Consider the following 17,345-nt stretch of genomic DNA (forward strand, 5'->3'; position numbering starts at 1 on the left):
TATAGCCTAATAGTAATGAATACGAAACTACAATTTTTTTTCAATAAGTATATAAAGATGAAAAATCTTTACTTAATGATTTTATTAATTTTTTCCTTTAAAGGATTTTCTTCTACGCACTCGGGTAAAGATGTGCAGATTAGCCTTAATCTAAAAGATGCTGCAATTACAGAATTTTTCAATGCAGTAGAACAGAAAACATCTTTTACTTTTCTTTTTGACGAAAAGATATCTGGAAGTTCACAGCGCATTTCCATTTATGCGGAAAAAGAAAGCCTTGACGGAGTGCTTGCAAAAGTAGCAGCAAAAACAGGTCTTTCATTTAAAAAACTCAACAACACGATTACAGTTACCCGAAATCTTCGCGCTCAAATGAACGTGCGAGGAAAAGTTCTAGACGAAAGCGGAATGCCAATGCCAGGAGTTACGATTCTCGAAAAAGGAACAAAAACCAATACAATGACAGACATGGAAGGAAATTTCAGCTTTGCTGTAAATGCTTCGGCTGTTCTTGTCGTTTCTTATATGGGATATGTTTCTCAAGAGGTTCAAGCGAGTGCTAATCCAATTACAGTTGTAATGAAATTAAGTACAAGCGAACTTAATGAAGTCGTGGTAACAGCTTTGGGAATTAAAAGAGAAGAAAAAAAATTAGGATTCTCGCAGCAGACTATAAAATCTGATAATTTATCTCAGGGACGACCAAACAACTGGTCATCTGGATTAAAAGGAAAAGTGGCAGGTTTAAGCATTACTTCTACAGGTTCTGGACCATTAAATTCGCAGCAGATTACGCTTAGAGGAAACAGATCCTTAAGCCCAAAAGGAAATTATGCGCTGATTGTTGTCGACGGTGTTCCCGTAAATGCTGAAATGACAACTTCTGGATCGAGCAGTGCTTATATGGGAGAAGATTCTCCAATTGACTACGGTAACGGAATTTCAGATCTTAATCTAGATGATATCGATGCTGTTACAGTTTTAAAAGGAGCTGGTGCAACTGCTCTTTATGGAAGCCGTGCAGCAAACGGAGCCTTAATTATTACCACAAAATCTGGAAAGAAAAACAAAGGTTTAGGAATTTCAGTAAATACAGGAGCTACATTTGATGTGATTCAAAGATGGCCAGATTACCAATATACTTATGGACAAGGAACAGGAAATTCGCCTGACGCTTCTGGTAATCAGTATTATTCTTATGGAAATTCTGCAGACGGGACTTCGACCAGCGGAACCAGCAGTGCTTGGGGACCAGCTTTTACTGGACAAAATTTCTATCAATATGATCCAGTTCTCGAAGGACAATCAGCACAGAGATTGCCTTGGCAGCCTTACAGAGACAACCGAAAAGATTTCTGGAGAACCGGTGTGACTTTGAACAATAATATTTCTATTCAAGGAGGCGACAGCAAAGGATCAATGCGTCTTTCTGTTGGAAATCAAAAAAATGAGTGGATTATGCCTAATACTGGTTTTGATAGAGTTACTGCTGCTGTCAATGCCAACTATCAAGTGTCAGATAAAATCAAATTAGGAACAGCGATTAATTATAATACAAGAAATAGTGACAATTTACCTTCTACAGGTTACAACAATGGTTCTATCGCTTATTTTATGATTTTTCAGCAGCCTAATATCGATTTAGATTGGTATCGTCCAATTTGGGTGAAAGGCAAAGAGCAAATCGAGCAATTACATCCTTTCAGTTCTTTTATTGATAATCCGTATTTGATTGCTTATGAAGCAACGAATACATTAGATAGTGATCAGATTGTGGGGAATATTTTTGCCAATATCACTTTATCGTCAAATCTGGAGTTAATGCTTCGTTCTTCAATGAACACTTATAATCAGACAAGAGAGCAGAAAAGGCCATACAGCATCAACAGATACGCGAAGGGATTTTATGAAAGACAAGATGTTTTCAAACAAGAAATCAACTCCGATTTTTTACTTTCTTATAAAAAAGACTTTGGAAATAAATTCTCACTTGCAGCTTCAGCCGGAGGAAATGCGATGAGTTATAAATACCGAAGAACAGAAGCCGAAGTTACAGGTTTGGTTGTACCTGGAGTTTACAAACTTTCAAATGGTTCTAGCGCACCAATTTTAACTTTAGGTGATGCTTACAAAAAAATGAGCAGTTTGTATGGATTAGTATCTATGTCTTATGCCGATATGCTTTTTGTTGATATTACGGGAAGAAATGACTGGACAAGTACGCTTCCGGTTGAAAATAATTCATTCTTCTATCCGTCGATTAATACAAGTGCGGTTATTTCTGAAATGGTTTCGCTTCCAAAATCAATTGATTTCTTAAAATACAGACTTTCTTTCGCTCAGGTTGGAAATGATACAGAACCTTATAAAACGCAGAAATATTACGGACAAAGTGCCTTCCCAAGTTCTGCACAGACTCTAACAGTTTTATACAACAATCATTTTAAGCCTGAAATTACAACAAGTTTTGAGACAGGTTTTGAAATCAGAATGCTTAAAAACCGACTTACAGGAGATGCTACGGTTTACGAGAGTGTTACAAAGAACCAGATTATCGATATTCCGATGGACTTCTCAACAGGTTACAGCGGAGCGGTTTTGAATGGAGGAAAAGTAAGAAACCGAGGGATTGAAATTACACTTGGCGGAAAAATTATTGACGGTGAAAATTTTAAATGGAATTCGACCGTAAACTGGTCAAGAAACTGGAATAGAGTAATGGAACTTCCAGAAGGAATCGATGGCCAGCAGATTATTGGTACAGGAGGAACGGCTTCTATTATTGCAAAGGTAGGCGGAACAACTAGTGCTATTTACGGTTTCGGATTTGTTCGTTCTCCTGATGGCCAGATTGTTTACGATAATGCAGGTCTTCCAGCATATCCTGAAGAAATTCAATACATTGGCGATGCAAGTCCAAAATGGAAAGCGGGTTTTACCAATAGTTTTTCAATCGGAAACTTTACTATGAATGTCACTTTGGATGGTCAGTACGGAGGAATCATTTATTCGCAGACACATCACAAACTTTCTGAACAAGGAAAATTAAATTCAAATAGTATGGGTAGAGAAACTGGCTTTATCATTGGTGAAGGTGTGGTTCAGAATGCAGACGGTTCTTATTCTCCAAATACGAAACAAGTAAAAACAGCAGATTGGTACACTCGTTATTACCGAAGAGCAAATATCGAGTCGAACTCTTTTGACGCTTCTTTTGGAAAACTTCGAGAAATCAGTCTTCAATATAATATGCCAAAAAGATGGCTGAAAAACACAGGACTTCAATCGGTTCAATTTTCAGTTTTTGGAAGAGATTTAGCAACTGTTTCAGATTTTCCAATTTACGATCCAGAAACAGCAGCATTAAACGGAGATACCATTTTGCCAGGTATTGAAATGGGACAAATGCCATCTCCAGCTACTTATGGTTTCAATTTAAGTTTGACTTTATAATAAGACAATGAAAAAGATAAAAATTACAGCGATACTATTACTAATTACAGGGTTTACAATTTCTTGTACAGGAGGTTATGAAGAGCTTAACGAAAACCCTAATCTTATTACTGAAATAAGTCCAGGAACTTTAATCAATCCAATTATTTATGGAGTGGCTTCACAGAATGCACTACAAAGTGTAGATGTTACTTTCAATCTAATGCAGGTTTCACTTCCTTTTCCAAGTATTTCAGGAGGTTTGCATCGTTATGATGTAAGCAATAATATTGGAAATTCAGCTTGGAATAATTATTACAAATGGCTGAATAATATCAGAGAAATGCGAATGGCCTCAGTAAAAGCAGGAGATGGCAATTATGAGGCAGTTGCATTAACACTTAACGCTTTGGTTTATGCCAATCTTACGGATCTTTTCGGACCGGTTCCGATGACCGAGGCTGTGAGTGGAGAAGATGGTATTTTGTATCCAAAGTACGATACACAGGAGTTTATTTATGAAACACTTTTAGCTGATTTAGAAAGAGCGAATACTTTGTATGACACAAGTAAAGCAATGATTTATACAGAAGATATTTTGTTTCAAAACAATGTTTTAAAATGGAAGAAATTCACCAATTCTTTAAAAATGAGATTGCTGTTAAGAGTTTCAAACAGAACAGAAACGGGAGCTTTTGCAAAACTGGCTTACATGGCAGATCATCCAGAAATTTATCCTGTTTTTACCAATACTGCTGAAAGTGCAATTTTGAAAGTAACTGGTGTTGCACCAAATGTTTCTCCTTGGGGAAGACCGCAGGATTTTAACTTGAATATCAAAATGGCCTCTTTTTTTATCGATAATCTGAATACGCTAGAAGATCCAAGAAGAGCGATAATTGCAACAGGTGCGACAGCGTTAGTTACTAATGCACCAATTGGATTTAAAGGAATTACAAGTGCTTATGCTGGTTCTGATTCTCAATTCAAATACAATGCTTCGACACTTTATAATATACAGGTGCAAAATCCAATGCAGATCTTTCTTTTAACGTATGCTGAAGTTGAATTTATTAAAGCAGAATTAGCACAGAGAGGTCTTATAGCAGATGCTGCAGGACATTATGAAAAAGGAGTGAGAGCAGGAATTGAACAACTAAAAGCGACAACTCCGACAACATACTTTAATAAGCCAGAAGCACAATACGATGGAACTCTAGAAAGAATCATGTTGCAGAAATATTACGCTTTATATTTTACAGATTATCAGCAATGGTTTGAATACCGTAGAACAGGTTTTCCTGTATTGCCAACAACAACAGCTATGCTAAACAACGGAATCATGCCGTCAAGATTCACTTATCCAGATAATCAGCAGATTAAAAACACTGAAAACTATAACAAAGCAGTTGAAATGGTTGGAGGCGATAATATCAATACTAAAGTTTGGTGGGATAAATAAAATAATAAAAATGAAAAAGACATTTATATACAGCGCATTATTGTTTTGTGGTGTTTTGACCGCTCAAACAAGTGTAAAAGGAATCGTATTTGAAGATTTGAATCAAAACGGTAAAAAGGAAAAGAAAGAAAAAGGAATTGCAAATGTGGCAGTAACCAATGGCCGTGAAGTAGTTTTAACGGATAAAAAAGGAAACTACGAATTGCCGTTGCAAAGTGATGCTATAATTGCCGTAATCAAACCTTCTGGTTATAAAATTCAGGTTAATAAAGATAATCTGCCTCAGTTTTTCTATAATCATAAGCCAGCGGGTTCTCCTAAAGGAAAGTTTGAAGGCGTTGCGCCAACAGGAAAACTGCCGGAATCTGTAGATTTTGGATTGCTTTCGCAGAAAGAAACCAATGATTTTACAGCCCTTATTTTTGGAGATCCACAACCTTACACCCTTGAAGAGGTGGATTTTTTTGCAAGAGGAATTGTTGCCGAAGTGGAAGGCATTAAAAATATTCCATTTGGATTAAGTATGGGAGATTTGGTTGGAAATGATCTTAGTTTATTCAATCCATATATTCAGGCAATTAAAAAAATCGGAATTCCATGGTACAATCTTTTGGGAAATCATGATTTAAATTTTGATGCCAAAGAAGATAAATTGGCAGATGAAACCTACGAAGCTCATTTTGGACCAGCCAATTATGCTTTCAATTACGGAAAAGTACATTTTATTGTTTTAGATGATGTTTTGTATCCAGATCCAAGAGATCATGATGGCTACTGGGGAGGTTTTACAGAAGAGCAAATGCAGTTTATAGCAAACGATCTTAAAACAGTTCCAAAGGAAAATTTAATTGTATTAGCTTTTCATATTCCGATTAGCGAGCCAGACGGTAAAGACGATTCTTTTAGAGATGAAGACCGCCAAAAGTTATTTGAATTATTGAAAGATTTTCCAAATACGCTTTCGCTTTCGGCGCACACGCATATGCAAAGACAGGACTTTTTCGAAAAGAAAGATGGCTGGTTGCAGGAAACACCGCATCATCATTATAATATCGGAACTACATCGGGTGACTGGTATTCAGGAAAACTAGATGAAAAAGGAATTCCAATTTCGGTTATGAGAGACGGAACTCCAAAAGGGTATGCTTTCATTCATTTTAATGGAAATAAATATACCGTTGATTATAAAGTGGCTGGAAAACCAGAAGATTATCAGATGAAAGTTTTCGCTCCAAAAGTGGTAGCCAAAGCAAAACGTACCAAATCTGGAGTGTTTGCCAATTTTTTTATGGGAAGTAAAAAAGATAAAGTGGTTTATCGCGTGGATCAAGGAGAATGGAAAGAAATGGAATATGTAGAAGTACAAGACCCATCGTATGTTGAATTGGTTTATGAATGGGAATTATCTGAGGTACTTATGCCAGGAAAACGTTCGTCAGATCCTGAAAAAAGCACCCACGTTTGGAGAGGAAATATCCCTTCTGATCTTGCTATTGGCGAACATGCTATTGAAATCAAAGCAACAGATATGTTTGGTAAAACGCACACTGCAAATACCACTTACAGAATTGATAAAGTGAAATAAAATGCTAAAATTCAAAAAGATAATTTGTCTCTTAATTGCGGTATCAGCAACATATTCCTGCGGAAATCAAAAGGCAGTTATAGCAAAAAGAACGATTGAAGTTCAGGGACATCGAGGTGATCGAGGGAATTTTCCAGAGAATTCTATTCCTGCTTTTCTAAGTGCTGTAAAAAAAGGTGCAGATGTTGTAGAATTGGATGTTGTGATTTCTAAAGATCAGAAAGTAGTGGTTTCTCATGAAGCTTTTATGTCCTCGCAATATATGCTTGACAGCGAAGGAAACCCAATTGCAAAGGATAAAGAAAAGAGTTATAACCTTTATGAAATGACGTATGACAGCATTAGAAAGTTTGACGGCGGTTCAAGAGGAAATAACGCTTTTCCGATGCAGCAGAAACAAAAAACATACAAGCCTTTGTTATCAGAAGTGATTGTCAGCGTTGAAGACTATATTGCCAAAAACAATCTAAAACCAGTTCGATACAATATCGAAATCAAATCTGAAAAATCGGATTATGGTAAAAGACAGCCAGAGCCAAAAGCTTTTACTGATTTGGTAATGAAAATCATTAAAGACAAAGGAATTGAGCGAAAAATCAATATTCAGTCTTTTGATCCGACAGTATTAAATGTAATGCATAAAAGATACCCTAAAACGAAAATTGCCTATTTGGTTGGAGAAGGCAGTATCTCAAAAAATCTTTTACTGCTTGATTTTAAGCCAGAAATTTACAGTCCGCATTATAAATTATTGAACCAAAATGAAGTGGATTCGCTTCGATTGATGAAGATGAAGATTATTCCGTGGACTGTTAATGACGACAAAGCAATTGATAATATGATACAGCTTCGGGTTGACGGAATTATTACAGATTATCCCGAAAAAGTATTGCAGAAACTGTCTTTGTAAAAGAATATTTTTTTGAATAATTAATTAAAGAAGATTTAATAATGAATGGAATAAGTGCTAGAGAGCACCGAATTATTGCAGCGGCTTTTGATAAATTTGAAGCGATGTCTTCTGTATTTTCTTATGTGTTAGAAGAATCACAAGAATCAGAAATCCGAGAAGGTATGGAATCCCTAGAAAAGTTATATGAGAAATATAACAAGCTGTACGGAGAACTCGAAAAATGTATTAAGGAATATGAAGGAAAGAAAAAAAGAGTACGAACAGCAGTAAACAAAGGAAACCGAAAATTGCTTTCTGAGCTGCAAAAAAATCCACCTTTATTAAATTTTTAGTTTCATTTATTCAATTGAATTTTGGTTGCAAAACCTTCAAGTTTAATTACTTGGAGGTTTTTTCGTTTCCTTATTTTTTTTGATTTCTTAAACTGTAGTTAATCTTTGATGCAAATAATTTCACAAACAGGCTCGATGCATTATGTTATGTTAGTAATAGATTATTTTTTAGTTAATTACTTGGTTTTCTAATGAAACAGAGAAAAATTAATGATTTAAATTTACGAAGTTAGTATTGTTAATTCAGTTTTAACCATCAAAACCTAAAACGTGCATCACCATCTTATTCCTTCAGAAATGTCTTGGCTTTCTTTCAACAATTGTATTTTGGATGAAGCCGAAGATTTAAATAATGCAGTATATGACAGAATCAAATTTTTGGCTATTCATTCTTCTAATCTAGATGAATTTTTTAGAGTCAAGATTAATAAACTGCAGAAAAAGAAGACTAAGAAAAACAGTCATCTTTTGGAAGACGTTTTAAAAGAAGTAAATCGGCAGCAAAATAGATTTGGAAAGATATGGAGTTATTCCATTCTGACCGAATTGGCTTTAAACGATATTACATATTATGAATATCAGGAATTATTACCGGAACATTCAAATGAGATTGAGTATTATTTTAAAAGTATCATTCTATCTTATATTCAAGTTGTTTACATCACTTTAAATCAACCCAAAACATATTTCTTAAATAACCGAAGTTTATATTTTTTAGTAAAATTAAAAGACAGCAAAGGCAATTATAATTTTGCTTATTTAAATATTCCTTCAGATAAATTAGATCGTTTTAAAGAATTGCAAAGCATAGAAAACAGACATTACATTATTTCAATCGATACAATAATTAGAAATTGTTTAGCATTCATATTTCCAGCAGATAAAATTATTTCCTGCAATGCCATAAAATTAAACCGAGATGAAAATTATCTGATTGAAGACGAAAGTACAGGCGACTTAATAGCAAAAATTGAAGCAAAAGTGGAAGAGCGTAAAAGAGGTTCTGCCACAAGATTTTTATACGATTCGAATATGGACGCAGATTCTTTTTCGATTTGTAAAAAAGCATTTAAACTTTATAAAAGTGAAATGATAAAGGGCGGAAGTCATCATAATTTTTTCGATTTATTCAAGTTTCCGAATCCTGTTAAGCCAAATTTACAAGGAAAGTATTATCCAAATCTTCCTCATCTGCCTTTTGAAAATACTACATCAATTTTTGATGTTATAAAGAAGCAAAATCAGTTGCTTCATTTTCCGTATCAATCGTATTATTATGTACTTCAGTTTTTTAATCAGGCGGCAATTAATAAAAATGTTACAGAGATTAAAATTACGTTATATCGAATTTCTTCTCAATCCTTAATAGCAAATGCTTTAATCAGTGCGGCTAAGAATGGAAAGAAAGTAACCGTTTTTGTTGAGGTGAAAGCGCGTTTTGATGAACATAATAATTTGTTCTGGTCTAAAGAAATGAAAAATGCCGGCATTAAAATTATTCAAAGTCTTCCTAATTTAAAAGTACATGCCAAAGCAGCCATGATTACGATGAAAGACAAATACGGCAATAAAAAGAATTACGGGTACTTGTCAACAGGAAATTTTAATGAAAGTACAGCAAATATCTATTCAGATTTTGGTTTTTTTACTGCAGAAACAGCTTATACTAACGATTTGAAAAAGATTTTTACTTTTTTAAAAACCAAGAAAAAAAGTGCTGAACCAAAACATATTTTAGCCGCAGGTTTTAATATGAAAGAAAAATTACTGGAATTAATCGATACCGAAATAAAAAATAAAAAAGCAGAAAGACCAGCCTCAATATTCTTAAAAATAAATGGACTAGATGAAAAAGATATTATTGATAAACTTATTGAAGCAGATAAGGCAGGTGTTGAGGTTACATTAATAGTCAGAGGTATATGCACACTTTTGCCAGGAATTAAAAAAGTATCCGAGAATATGAAAATCTATCGAATTGTAGATATGTTTTTAGAGCATTCCAGAATCTATAAATTTGCCAATAACGGACAGGAAAAAATCTATTTATCTTCTGCAGATATGTTAAGCCGAAATCTAAACAGAAGAATAGAAGTGGCGTTTCCATTATATGATGAAAAACATATTAAAGAAATAAACAAAATAATTCAGTTGCAGTTAGAAGATAATACCAAAAGAAGAACTATCAACAGCGAAGGATTGAATGAATTGGAAATAGAAGATAATATCGTATCAAGAAGGGCGCAGACAGAAATCTACAATTGGATTGCTGCTGATAATAGAATTTCTTAATAATTCATCGTCATTTAAACCGGCTCCTTTATTTTCATTACATTAAACCTTCTAGTCCGAATTCGTATTCTTTTTATTTGAAAAAGACATTCGTTTATAAGGCTTTTTATTTCAGAGTAGGAAACATTGTGAATAGAAACGATTGTATTTTTTATTTCTTCTACATAATTTCCTGCTGTTAGTAAATCGGTTTCGAGATTTTTTAAGATACTGTTTTCGATATTTTTGTTTTTCTTATAGTAATAAATACAGTTTTGAAGATCTTCGATCTGTCCACTGATATCAGATAATGCATTTTTTGAAACGGCTCGACTGTAGTAATAAGAAAATTCTAATGGATTATCTTCAATTATTTTATCTAAATCATCAATAGCCTTGTAATGATAATTTAGTTTTTGAAAACATTTTGCTCTCAATTCATAAACTACAGTGTTAAAGCCAGAATTTACGGCAATATCCAAATGATACAAAGCTTCATCAAATCTGTCTGAAAGATAAAGTTGTTTTCCTTTTTCTAGATCTGTATCATATTCTCCAGATGTGGACTCTGAGATTTTACTTTTAGATTGAATTCCTAAATAGACAAACCATTTCATATCTTAAAATTTAGATGGTCAGGCTGTTCAGATACGAATATCTGAGTTTAGATGTGGGACGTTAAAGTTAAATAAAAAATTGAAAAACAGGTGTTTATAATATGGTTTGTATTATAAATAACAAACTTTATTTTCACTTAGCCTTGTTTTTAGGGGGATAGAAAGAACTATTTGTTGAAAAATATTATTAACAATCCATTTTTTGAATGAATTTAAGATGCGAATTATATCTATTTCAAAGTTTATGTTTTATTAACCATTAAATAAACTAGTCTAAAAAAATGGCTCCTAGAGGTAAGTTTTTTTAGGGTTAAAATGTTCAATGTTAAGTTTTTATTATCAGCTTTATTGGAACATAATATTTATATATGTTTGTTAAAATTAATTAAAACATTAAGCTGTAAAATGAGTATTTTAAATTTCCTAAAGCCAAAAAAAGATAAAAGATTAGTTTCTGAAAACGATTTTAATGCAAATTTAGTTAAGCATTACAGACTTGCTACAGAATCTTTAGTAAGCCTTCGAGATGCAGAGGTAGAAGAAGAAGATGAATTGAAAATTGATTATTTTTTCCACTCTGATTCGTTTCTAAAAGCTGAGGCATTAGAAATGGAAATTCAAAATATTGGATATACCGTGAATTACGCAATAGCATCTCATGATAAAAACGCTTTTGTAATTTCAGGAAGAACAACAGAGGTTAGAATGATGCATGAATCTTTAAGCAAATGGGTTGCAGAAATGTGTGAAGTAGGATATAAGCATGATTGCAGTTTCGAGAGTTGGGAAATTGTTGTATAAGTTTAAAATAAAATATTAAAATTAGATTAATATAAAAAAAAGCCTGTAAACAAAGAGTTTACAGGCTTTTTTGTGGAGTCGCCGGGAATCGAACCCGGGTCCAAACAAGCAACTAAAGAGCTTTCTACACGCTTATTTCCTGATTAGATTTTCGATGTTAAGCTAGGCCAGAAACAGCCACCGAACACTTATCTTCTTAAGTTTCGAAACCCACCCGAAGCTCATGAGTATCTAGGTTTATTTTTACGGTTCCCCTGAACGGAACGCCACAAACCAAGGCTTTCCAGGAGAATCCAGCTTCCCTACCTTGTAGAGACGTGGCGCAATCGTACTATGATTCGGATTATGCAGCTAAAGCGTAATTATTTTCGCCGTGTAAAAGTTCGAGATCTTATATTTACGAGCAAGGTCTCAATGCTCGACGTGCTTACTGTTCAATTCGACTTGCTGTCAAAACCAGTCGACCCCAAAAAATAAGTCTGCAAATGTAGAATATTTGAAATTACTTTCTATTAAAAATTTTAAAAAAAAGTCATAAAGTCCAAAGTCGAAAGTCGAAAGTCGGCATTGGCAATGTTTTTAAGACTTTACGACTTTTGACTTTCGGCTTTAAGACTAAAATTTTACTCTTCGTCTTTAAAATTAAATGGGTAATCTCCAAAAATTGGTGCTAATTTGCGGACTGCATAAGTATTTCTTGTCATCTTATTAGAAAGTGCAATAATTGTAACACCTTCTTTCATTAAAGTAATATATGATGAAGTATTTCCGTGCCACCAACCGTTATGGAAATAGAAGTTTTGCCCCGTTTCCCAGTTGATCATTCTAATTCCGAGGCCATAATTTTTAGTGCCTTTACGTTCATTGCTATAACCAGTATAAACCTGTTTTAATAATTCAGGTTTTAGGAAATCTGGAGATTGTCTTGCACGATCAAATTTTAAAAGATCTCGTGCAGTAGAAAACACGTTTTTGTCTCCATAAACATTATCTAAATAATCAAATCCTATTTCTACGCCGTTTCCTTTATAAGAAGGAACAATCTTTTTTCTGTCTTTATCATCGTCAAAAACATAAGTGTTTTTCATTCCAAGAGGTTTGAAAATCATTTCAGACATTGCTTCTTTATAGCTTAAGCCAGTAATTTTTTCAATAATAAGCGCCAGCATTGCGTAGTTTGTATTGCAATAGCTAAAACGTGTTCCCGTTTTAGATTCTAAACCAATGTTTTTTGTCGCCAGAATATCAAGAATATCCTTATTTGTTAGTTGATTATGTCGATCCCAAACCGATTTGTCACGGTCTGTAAAATAGGCATAATTGCGCATTCCGGTACGATGGCTCAATAACATTCTAATGGTACATTCTTCGTAAGGAAATGTTTTTAGAATTGTATTTACTTTTTGGTCTAAATCTATTTTACCAGCATTAACCAATTTTAAAATCGCTGTCGCAGTTAAAACTTTACTTACCGAAGCAATTTGTACTGGAGTTTCAGCTGTAATCTTTGTGCCTTCATTTTTATTGGCAAATCCATTATATCTTTCAAAGATTATCTGGCCATTTTTAGCTACCAGAAAGCTTCCATTCATAGTATTATTAGGCCAGTTTTTATTATAAAAGTGATTTATTCTGCCTGTAACCGAGTTTATATAAGCCTGAGAAATCTTTTTTTCTGCCCCTAAAGGCTTCATTTTAGGTAATGTATCTTCGACCGTTTGGGTAGTATCTGTTGTTGTTTTTTTGTTTTCACCACATGAGCTTAAAACCAATACTGAGAAAAGTATTTGTGGTATCTTTGTTTTTTTAAGGAAAATCATTTGCATCGTTCTTTAAAAACAAATATATCGAATTCAATTTTGTTGTTTTCTTAATTCTGAGGCTTTAAATTGTGATTTTTAACATTTTTTTAAGAGCTATAAAATTTAGTCGTTTGTTTTTCAGCTTTTAACGAATTTGAAGCATTCTAAATTGAATTTTAGAAACAAAAATTTAACTAAATTTGTTATATTTGAAACAAATACAGTTTAAAAAGTTATATTATTAGATATTAAAATCAGTTAAAATGAAGTTTGGAATTATAAAAGAAAGAAAAAATCCGCCAGATAGAAGAGTTGTATTTTCTCCTGATGAATTAGCAAAATTAAAGCAGGTTTATCATCAAGCTTCAGTTGAAGTTGAAAGCTCTGATATTAGAGTTTTTACTGATGCAGAATATAAAAATATGGGAATTACAGTAACTGAAGATGTTTCAGGCTGTGATGTTTTATTTGGTGTGAAAGAGGTTCCCGTAGAAAATTTAATTCCAAACAAAGCTTATTTTTTCTTTTCTCACACCATTAAGAAGCAACCGCATAACAGAAAATTACTTCAGGCTATTTTAGAGAAGAATATTGATTTGTATGATCATGAAACAATAGTAGACGAACTAGATCGCCGTCTAATTGGTTTTGGAAGATATGCAGGTATGGTTGGCGTGTATAACGGAATTAGAGCATTTGGACTTAAATTTGAACTTTTTAAACTTCCAAAAGCTGAAACTCTTTCTGGAAAAGAAGATTTAATAAAGCATTTGAAACGCATTACAATGCCAGCTTTAAAATTTGTAGTTACTGGAACTGGAAAGGTTGGGAGTGGAGCTAAAGAAATTTTAGACGCTATTAAAATAAAAGAGATTACAATCGATAATTATTTGACTAAAACATATGCACAAGCTGTATATGTACAGTTGGATGTTTTAGAGTACAATCGAAGAAAAGATGGACAGGTTTTAGATTTTACCGATTTTATTCATCATCCTGAAGAATATGAGTCAGATTTTGAAAGATTTACTAAAGTTTCAGATATTTACTTTGCGGGACATTTTTATGCAAGCAACGCACCAATAATTCTTACAAAAGAGATGCTTAATGCAAGCGATTGTAAACTAAAAGTAGTAGCTGATATTTCGTGCGATGTAAATGGACCAATTGCCTGCACTGTTCGTTCTTCGACAATCGCTGAACCCTTATATGGATATTTTCCTTTAGAAGATAGAGAAGTAGACTTTTTTCATCCCGCTGCCGTTGCTGTAATGGCAGTCGATAATTTGCCTTGCGAAATACCAAAAGATGCCAGTATAGGTTTTGGTGAACAATTTATGGAACACGTAATTCCTGCTTTCTTCAACGGAGATAAAGACGGAATTCTGAAACGTGCCAAAATCACAGAAAATGGAAAACTTACAGAGAGATTTAGCTATTTGCAGGATTATGTTGATAATGGTGAATTGTAAATTTATTTAAAGACTTACAATAACTAAATATCTTATAAAATGGGATTTGGCTTTAATTTATTTTTCGTTTTTATTCTTCTTCCATTAACATTTTTATTGTTGCTTATTTGGTTGATTAAACGGAAAAGAGTTTTTGGTAAGACAATCGGTTTGTTGTGGTTAGGAATATTTGGCCTTGTACTTTTTTCAGTAACAATTCGGTGGTTGACTGGTAAAACCGAATTGGAGAAAAAGGATTACTATGGACAATATATTGTTGACCGTGATTTTTTTCCTGGAAAACAATCTGATTGGCAGTATGACAATTTTAGATTTGAAATTAAAGAAAACGATTCCATTTATTTTTATGTCACAGATAAAGATCGAATAGTAAAAAGATATCGCGGTACAATTAAAACAACGACAACTTATAATTCAGAAAGATTGATATTAAATATGAATCAGCCGATTCATCATATAATGTCTAGCAATCCAACAACTTATCGCAGTGCTTGGAGTTTTTATCTGGTGTTTTATTCTCCAAAATTTAATAACGTTTATTTTAAGAAAGGAAAATGGAAACCAATTGATAATTAGGAATAACCAATAGATTACTGATTTCAGCAAATTAAAAAGGGAGAAAACTTTAAAGTTTTCTCCCTTTTTTATAAATAGATTCAATTTGATTTTTCAGTATTTCAACTTGAAACTTGAAACAGAAAAACTTGAAGCAAAAATTCTAAACCATATCTTCTGGTTTCACCCAAGCATCGAAATCTTCTGCAGTTACGTAGCCCAAACGAACAGCTTCTTCTTTAAGAGTAGTTCCGTTTTTGTGGGCAGTTTGCGCAATTTCTGCGGCTTTATAATAACCAATTTTAGTGTTTAAAGCAGTAACAAGCATTAGCGAATTATCAACTAATTCTTTGATACGTTTATAATTAGGTTCGATTCCTTGTGCGCAATGCTCATCAAAAGAAACACAAGCATCACCCAATAATTGAGCAGATTGTAAAAAGTTTGCCGCCATAACGGGTTTAAAAACATTCAATTCATAATGTCCTTGCATTCCGCCAACAGCAATCGCCATATCATTTCCAATTACTTGAGCACAAACCATTGTTAAAGCTTCACATTGTGTCGGATTTACTTTTCCTGGCATGATAGAAGAACCTGGCTCATTTTCGGGAATATGAATTTCTCCAATTCCAGAACGTGGTCCAGAAGCTAACATTCTTACGTCATTTGCGATTTTGTTTAATGAAACGGCCAATTGTTTTAGTGCGCCGTGCGTTTCTACAATTGCATCGTGTGCAGCAAGTGCTTCAAATTTATTTTCCGCTGTTACAAATGGATGATTAGTAAATTCAGCAATATATTCGGCAACTTTTACGTCGTAACCTTTTGGTGTGTTTAGTCCAGTTCCTACTGCGGTTCCTCCCAGAGCGATTTCAGATAAATGAGCTAAAGTGTTTTTTAAAGCTTTTAATCCGAAGGCCAATTGAGAAGCGTAACCAGAAATTTCTTGGCCAAGTGTCAATGGCGTTGCATCCATTAAGTGTGTTCTTCCAATTTTTACAACATCCTTAAATTCAGTTGCTTTTTTAACTAAAGTAGCGTGAAGTTTCTCAACTCCCGGAATTGTAGTTTCTACCACCATTTTGTAAGCAGCAATGTGCATTCCGGTTGGGAAAGTATCGTTTGAAGATTGTGATTTATTAACGTCATCGTTTGCTTTGATGAATTGTTCGCCTTCACCAATCTCGAAACCTTTAAGAACTTGTGCACGGTTTGCAATCACTTCGTTCACATTCATATTGCTCTGTGTTCCAGAACCAGTTTGCCAAATTACAAGCGGAAATTGATCGTCTAGTTTTCCTTCCAGAATCTCATCGCAAACTGCAGCGATGGCATCTCTTTTTTCGATTGGTAAAACACCTAAATCATAATTGGCGTAGGCAGCAGCTTTTTTTAGATAAGCAAAACCTTCCACAATTTCTTTTGGCATAGAACCCGAAGGTCCGATTTTGAAATTATTTCTAGAACGTTCTGTTTGTGCACCCCAATATTTATCGGCTGGGACTTGTACTTCTCCCATGGTGTCTTTTTCTATGCGGTATTTCATTTTGTTGTTTGTAAAATGTTATTTGTAAAATATAAAATGTTGTTTATAAGGTTGTAACTGAAAGTTCTTTTGAAAATGAGTGCCCTAGCCCTGATGGGAGCGGCATCTCCCGATTTAGAAAAACAAGGCTTTTAGCCGTAGTTTTTGTTTATCGGGAATACAGCGGACAGCAGGAAATAGCTCCTAAAAATTATTATAACTTTAAAGAACTCTTTATTTGAAAGGTTTCACGACTCAAAAAAATCCTTATTTAAAATGAGTATAAATATACATATAAATGTTATTTAACGAAAATTGATTTAGATTTTATTGCTGAAAAAAAATATATAGCCTACATTTGTCCTAACATTCAAAAATTCCGGAAAACATGTTTGAATTTTCACAGTACTTAGGCTTTTTACTTTTCTTAACCATTCTTACTATAGGATTTTGGTTAATGTTTTTCTTGGTTGGTTTCGTATCTTATTGGGTTACGGGAGCTAGCTGGGAACTTTTCAAAGAAAAGAGAGCTAAAAGAAGACAAGAAGAACAGTCTATTTAATTTTAGATTGATG

The 17,345-nt window shown here is 33.6% G+C and carries 13 protein-coding genes and 1 other RNA gene; 10 read left to right on the top strand and 4 right to left on the bottom strand.

Annotated features, from left to right (window positions below; genetic code table 11):
• Window positions 1-75 precede the first annotated feature (75 nt).
• The 6 genes from HNP35_RS08225 to ppk1 all read left to right on the top strand — a co-directional run bounded on the left by HNP35_RS08225 (window position 76) and on the right by ppk1 (window position 10,016).
• Window positions 76-3,453, top strand: a complete 3,378-nt coding sequence (locus HNP35_RS08225; RefSeq protein WP_246453402.1) for a SusC/RagA family TonB-linked outer membrane protein — start codon at window positions 76-78, stop codon at window positions 3,451-3,453.
• Window positions 3,454-3,460: 7 nt separating this feature from the next.
• Window positions 3,461-4,894, top strand: coding sequence for a SusD/RagB family nutrient-binding outer membrane lipoprotein (locus tag HNP35_RS08230; protein WP_184160225.1), 1,434 nt, complete (start codon window positions 3,461-3,463; stop codon window positions 4,892-4,894).
• Window positions 4,895-4,904: 10 nt separating this feature from the next.
• Entirely contained in the window at window positions 4,905-6,479 is a 1,575-nt protein-coding gene (locus HNP35_RS08235) for a calcineurin-like phosphoesterase C-terminal domain-containing protein (protein WP_184160227.1), read from the top strand.
• 1 nt (window position 6,480) lies between these two features.
• Window positions 6,481-7,389: a glycerophosphodiester phosphodiesterase family protein gene (locus tag HNP35_RS08240; protein WP_184160229.1), complete on the top strand. Its 909-nt coding sequence runs from the start codon at window positions 6,481-6,483 to the stop codon at window positions 7,387-7,389.
• A gap of 41 nt (window positions 7,390-7,430) precedes the next feature.
• Window positions 7,431-7,724, top strand: coding sequence for a hypothetical protein (locus tag HNP35_RS08245; protein WP_184160231.1), 294 nt, complete (start codon window positions 7,431-7,433; stop codon window positions 7,722-7,724).
• Window positions 7,725-7,994: 270 nt separating this feature from the next.
• Entirely contained in the window at window positions 7,995-10,016 is a 2,022-nt protein-coding gene (ppk1, locus tag HNP35_RS08250) for a polyphosphate kinase 1 (RefSeq protein WP_184160233.1), read from the top strand.
• A 14-nt stretch (window positions 10,017-10,030) separates the two neighbouring features.
• Here ppk1 and HNP35_RS08255 read toward each other — a convergent pair whose 3' ends face one another.
• Window positions 10,031-10,612, bottom strand: a complete 582-nt coding sequence (locus HNP35_RS08255) for a hypothetical protein (RefSeq protein ID WP_184160235.1) — start codon at window positions 10,610-10,612, stop codon at window positions 10,031-10,033.
• Between the two features lie 405 nt (window positions 10,613-11,017).
• Between HNP35_RS08255 and HNP35_RS08260 the strand changes: the two genes are divergently transcribed.
• Complete coding sequence (locus HNP35_RS08260) at window positions 11,018-11,413, top strand: ribonuclease E inhibitor RraB (protein ID WP_184160237.1); 396 nt, start codon at window positions 11,018-11,020, stop codon at window positions 11,411-11,413.
• A gap of 70 nt (window positions 11,414-11,483) precedes the next feature.
• Here HNP35_RS08260 and ssrA read toward each other — a convergent pair.
• Both ssrA and HNP35_RS08270 read right to left on the bottom strand, forming a co-directional pair.
• Window positions 11,484-11,881: a transfer-messenger RNA gene (gene ssrA / locus HNP35_RS08265) on the bottom strand.
• 155 nt (window positions 11,882-12,036) lie between these two features.
• The gene (locus HNP35_RS08270) at window positions 12,037-13,239 is read right to left on the bottom strand and encodes a serine hydrolase domain-containing protein (protein WP_184160239.1); all 1,203 of its coding nucleotides are present in this window, start codon (window positions 13,237-13,239) and stop codon (window positions 12,037-12,039) included.
• A 239-nt stretch (window positions 13,240-13,478) separates the two neighbouring features.
• Between HNP35_RS08270 and HNP35_RS08275 the strand changes: the two genes are divergently transcribed.
• Window positions 13,479-14,687, top strand: a complete 1,209-nt coding sequence (locus HNP35_RS08275; RefSeq protein ID WP_184160241.1) for an NAD(P)-dependent oxidoreductase — start codon at window positions 13,479-13,481, stop codon at window positions 14,685-14,687.
• A gap of 39 nt (window positions 14,688-14,726) precedes the next feature.
• A complete protein-coding gene (locus tag HNP35_RS08280) occupies window positions 14,727-15,263 on the top strand; it encodes a hypothetical protein (protein WP_184160243.1) in 537 nt (178 codons plus the stop codon).
• 142 nt (window positions 15,264-15,405) lie between these two features.
• Here the strand turns inward: HNP35_RS08280 and fumC are convergent, their stop codons facing one another.
• Window positions 15,406-16,791 carry a class II fumarate hydratase gene (fumC, locus tag HNP35_RS08285; RefSeq protein WP_184160245.1) on the bottom strand — a complete coding sequence of 462 codons (1,386 nt, stop codon included), beginning with the start codon at window positions 16,789-16,791 and terminating at the stop codon, window positions 15,406-15,408.
• Window positions 16,792-17,158: 367 nt separating this feature from the next.
• Here fumC and HNP35_RS08290 point away from each other — a divergent pair, with 367 nt between their 5' ends.
• Window positions 17,159-17,332 carry a hypothetical protein gene (locus HNP35_RS08290; protein ID WP_144218730.1) on the top strand — a complete coding sequence of 58 codons (174 nt, stop codon included), beginning with the start codon at window positions 17,159-17,161 and terminating at the stop codon, window positions 17,330-17,332.
• The last annotated feature ends 13 nt before the right edge of the window (window positions 17,333-17,345 follow it).

The organism is Flavobacterium notoginsengisoli, assembly GCF_014207905.1.
Classification (GTDB): Bacteria; Bacteroidota; Bacteroidia; order Flavobacteriales; family Flavobacteriaceae; genus Flavobacterium; species Flavobacterium notoginsengisoli_A.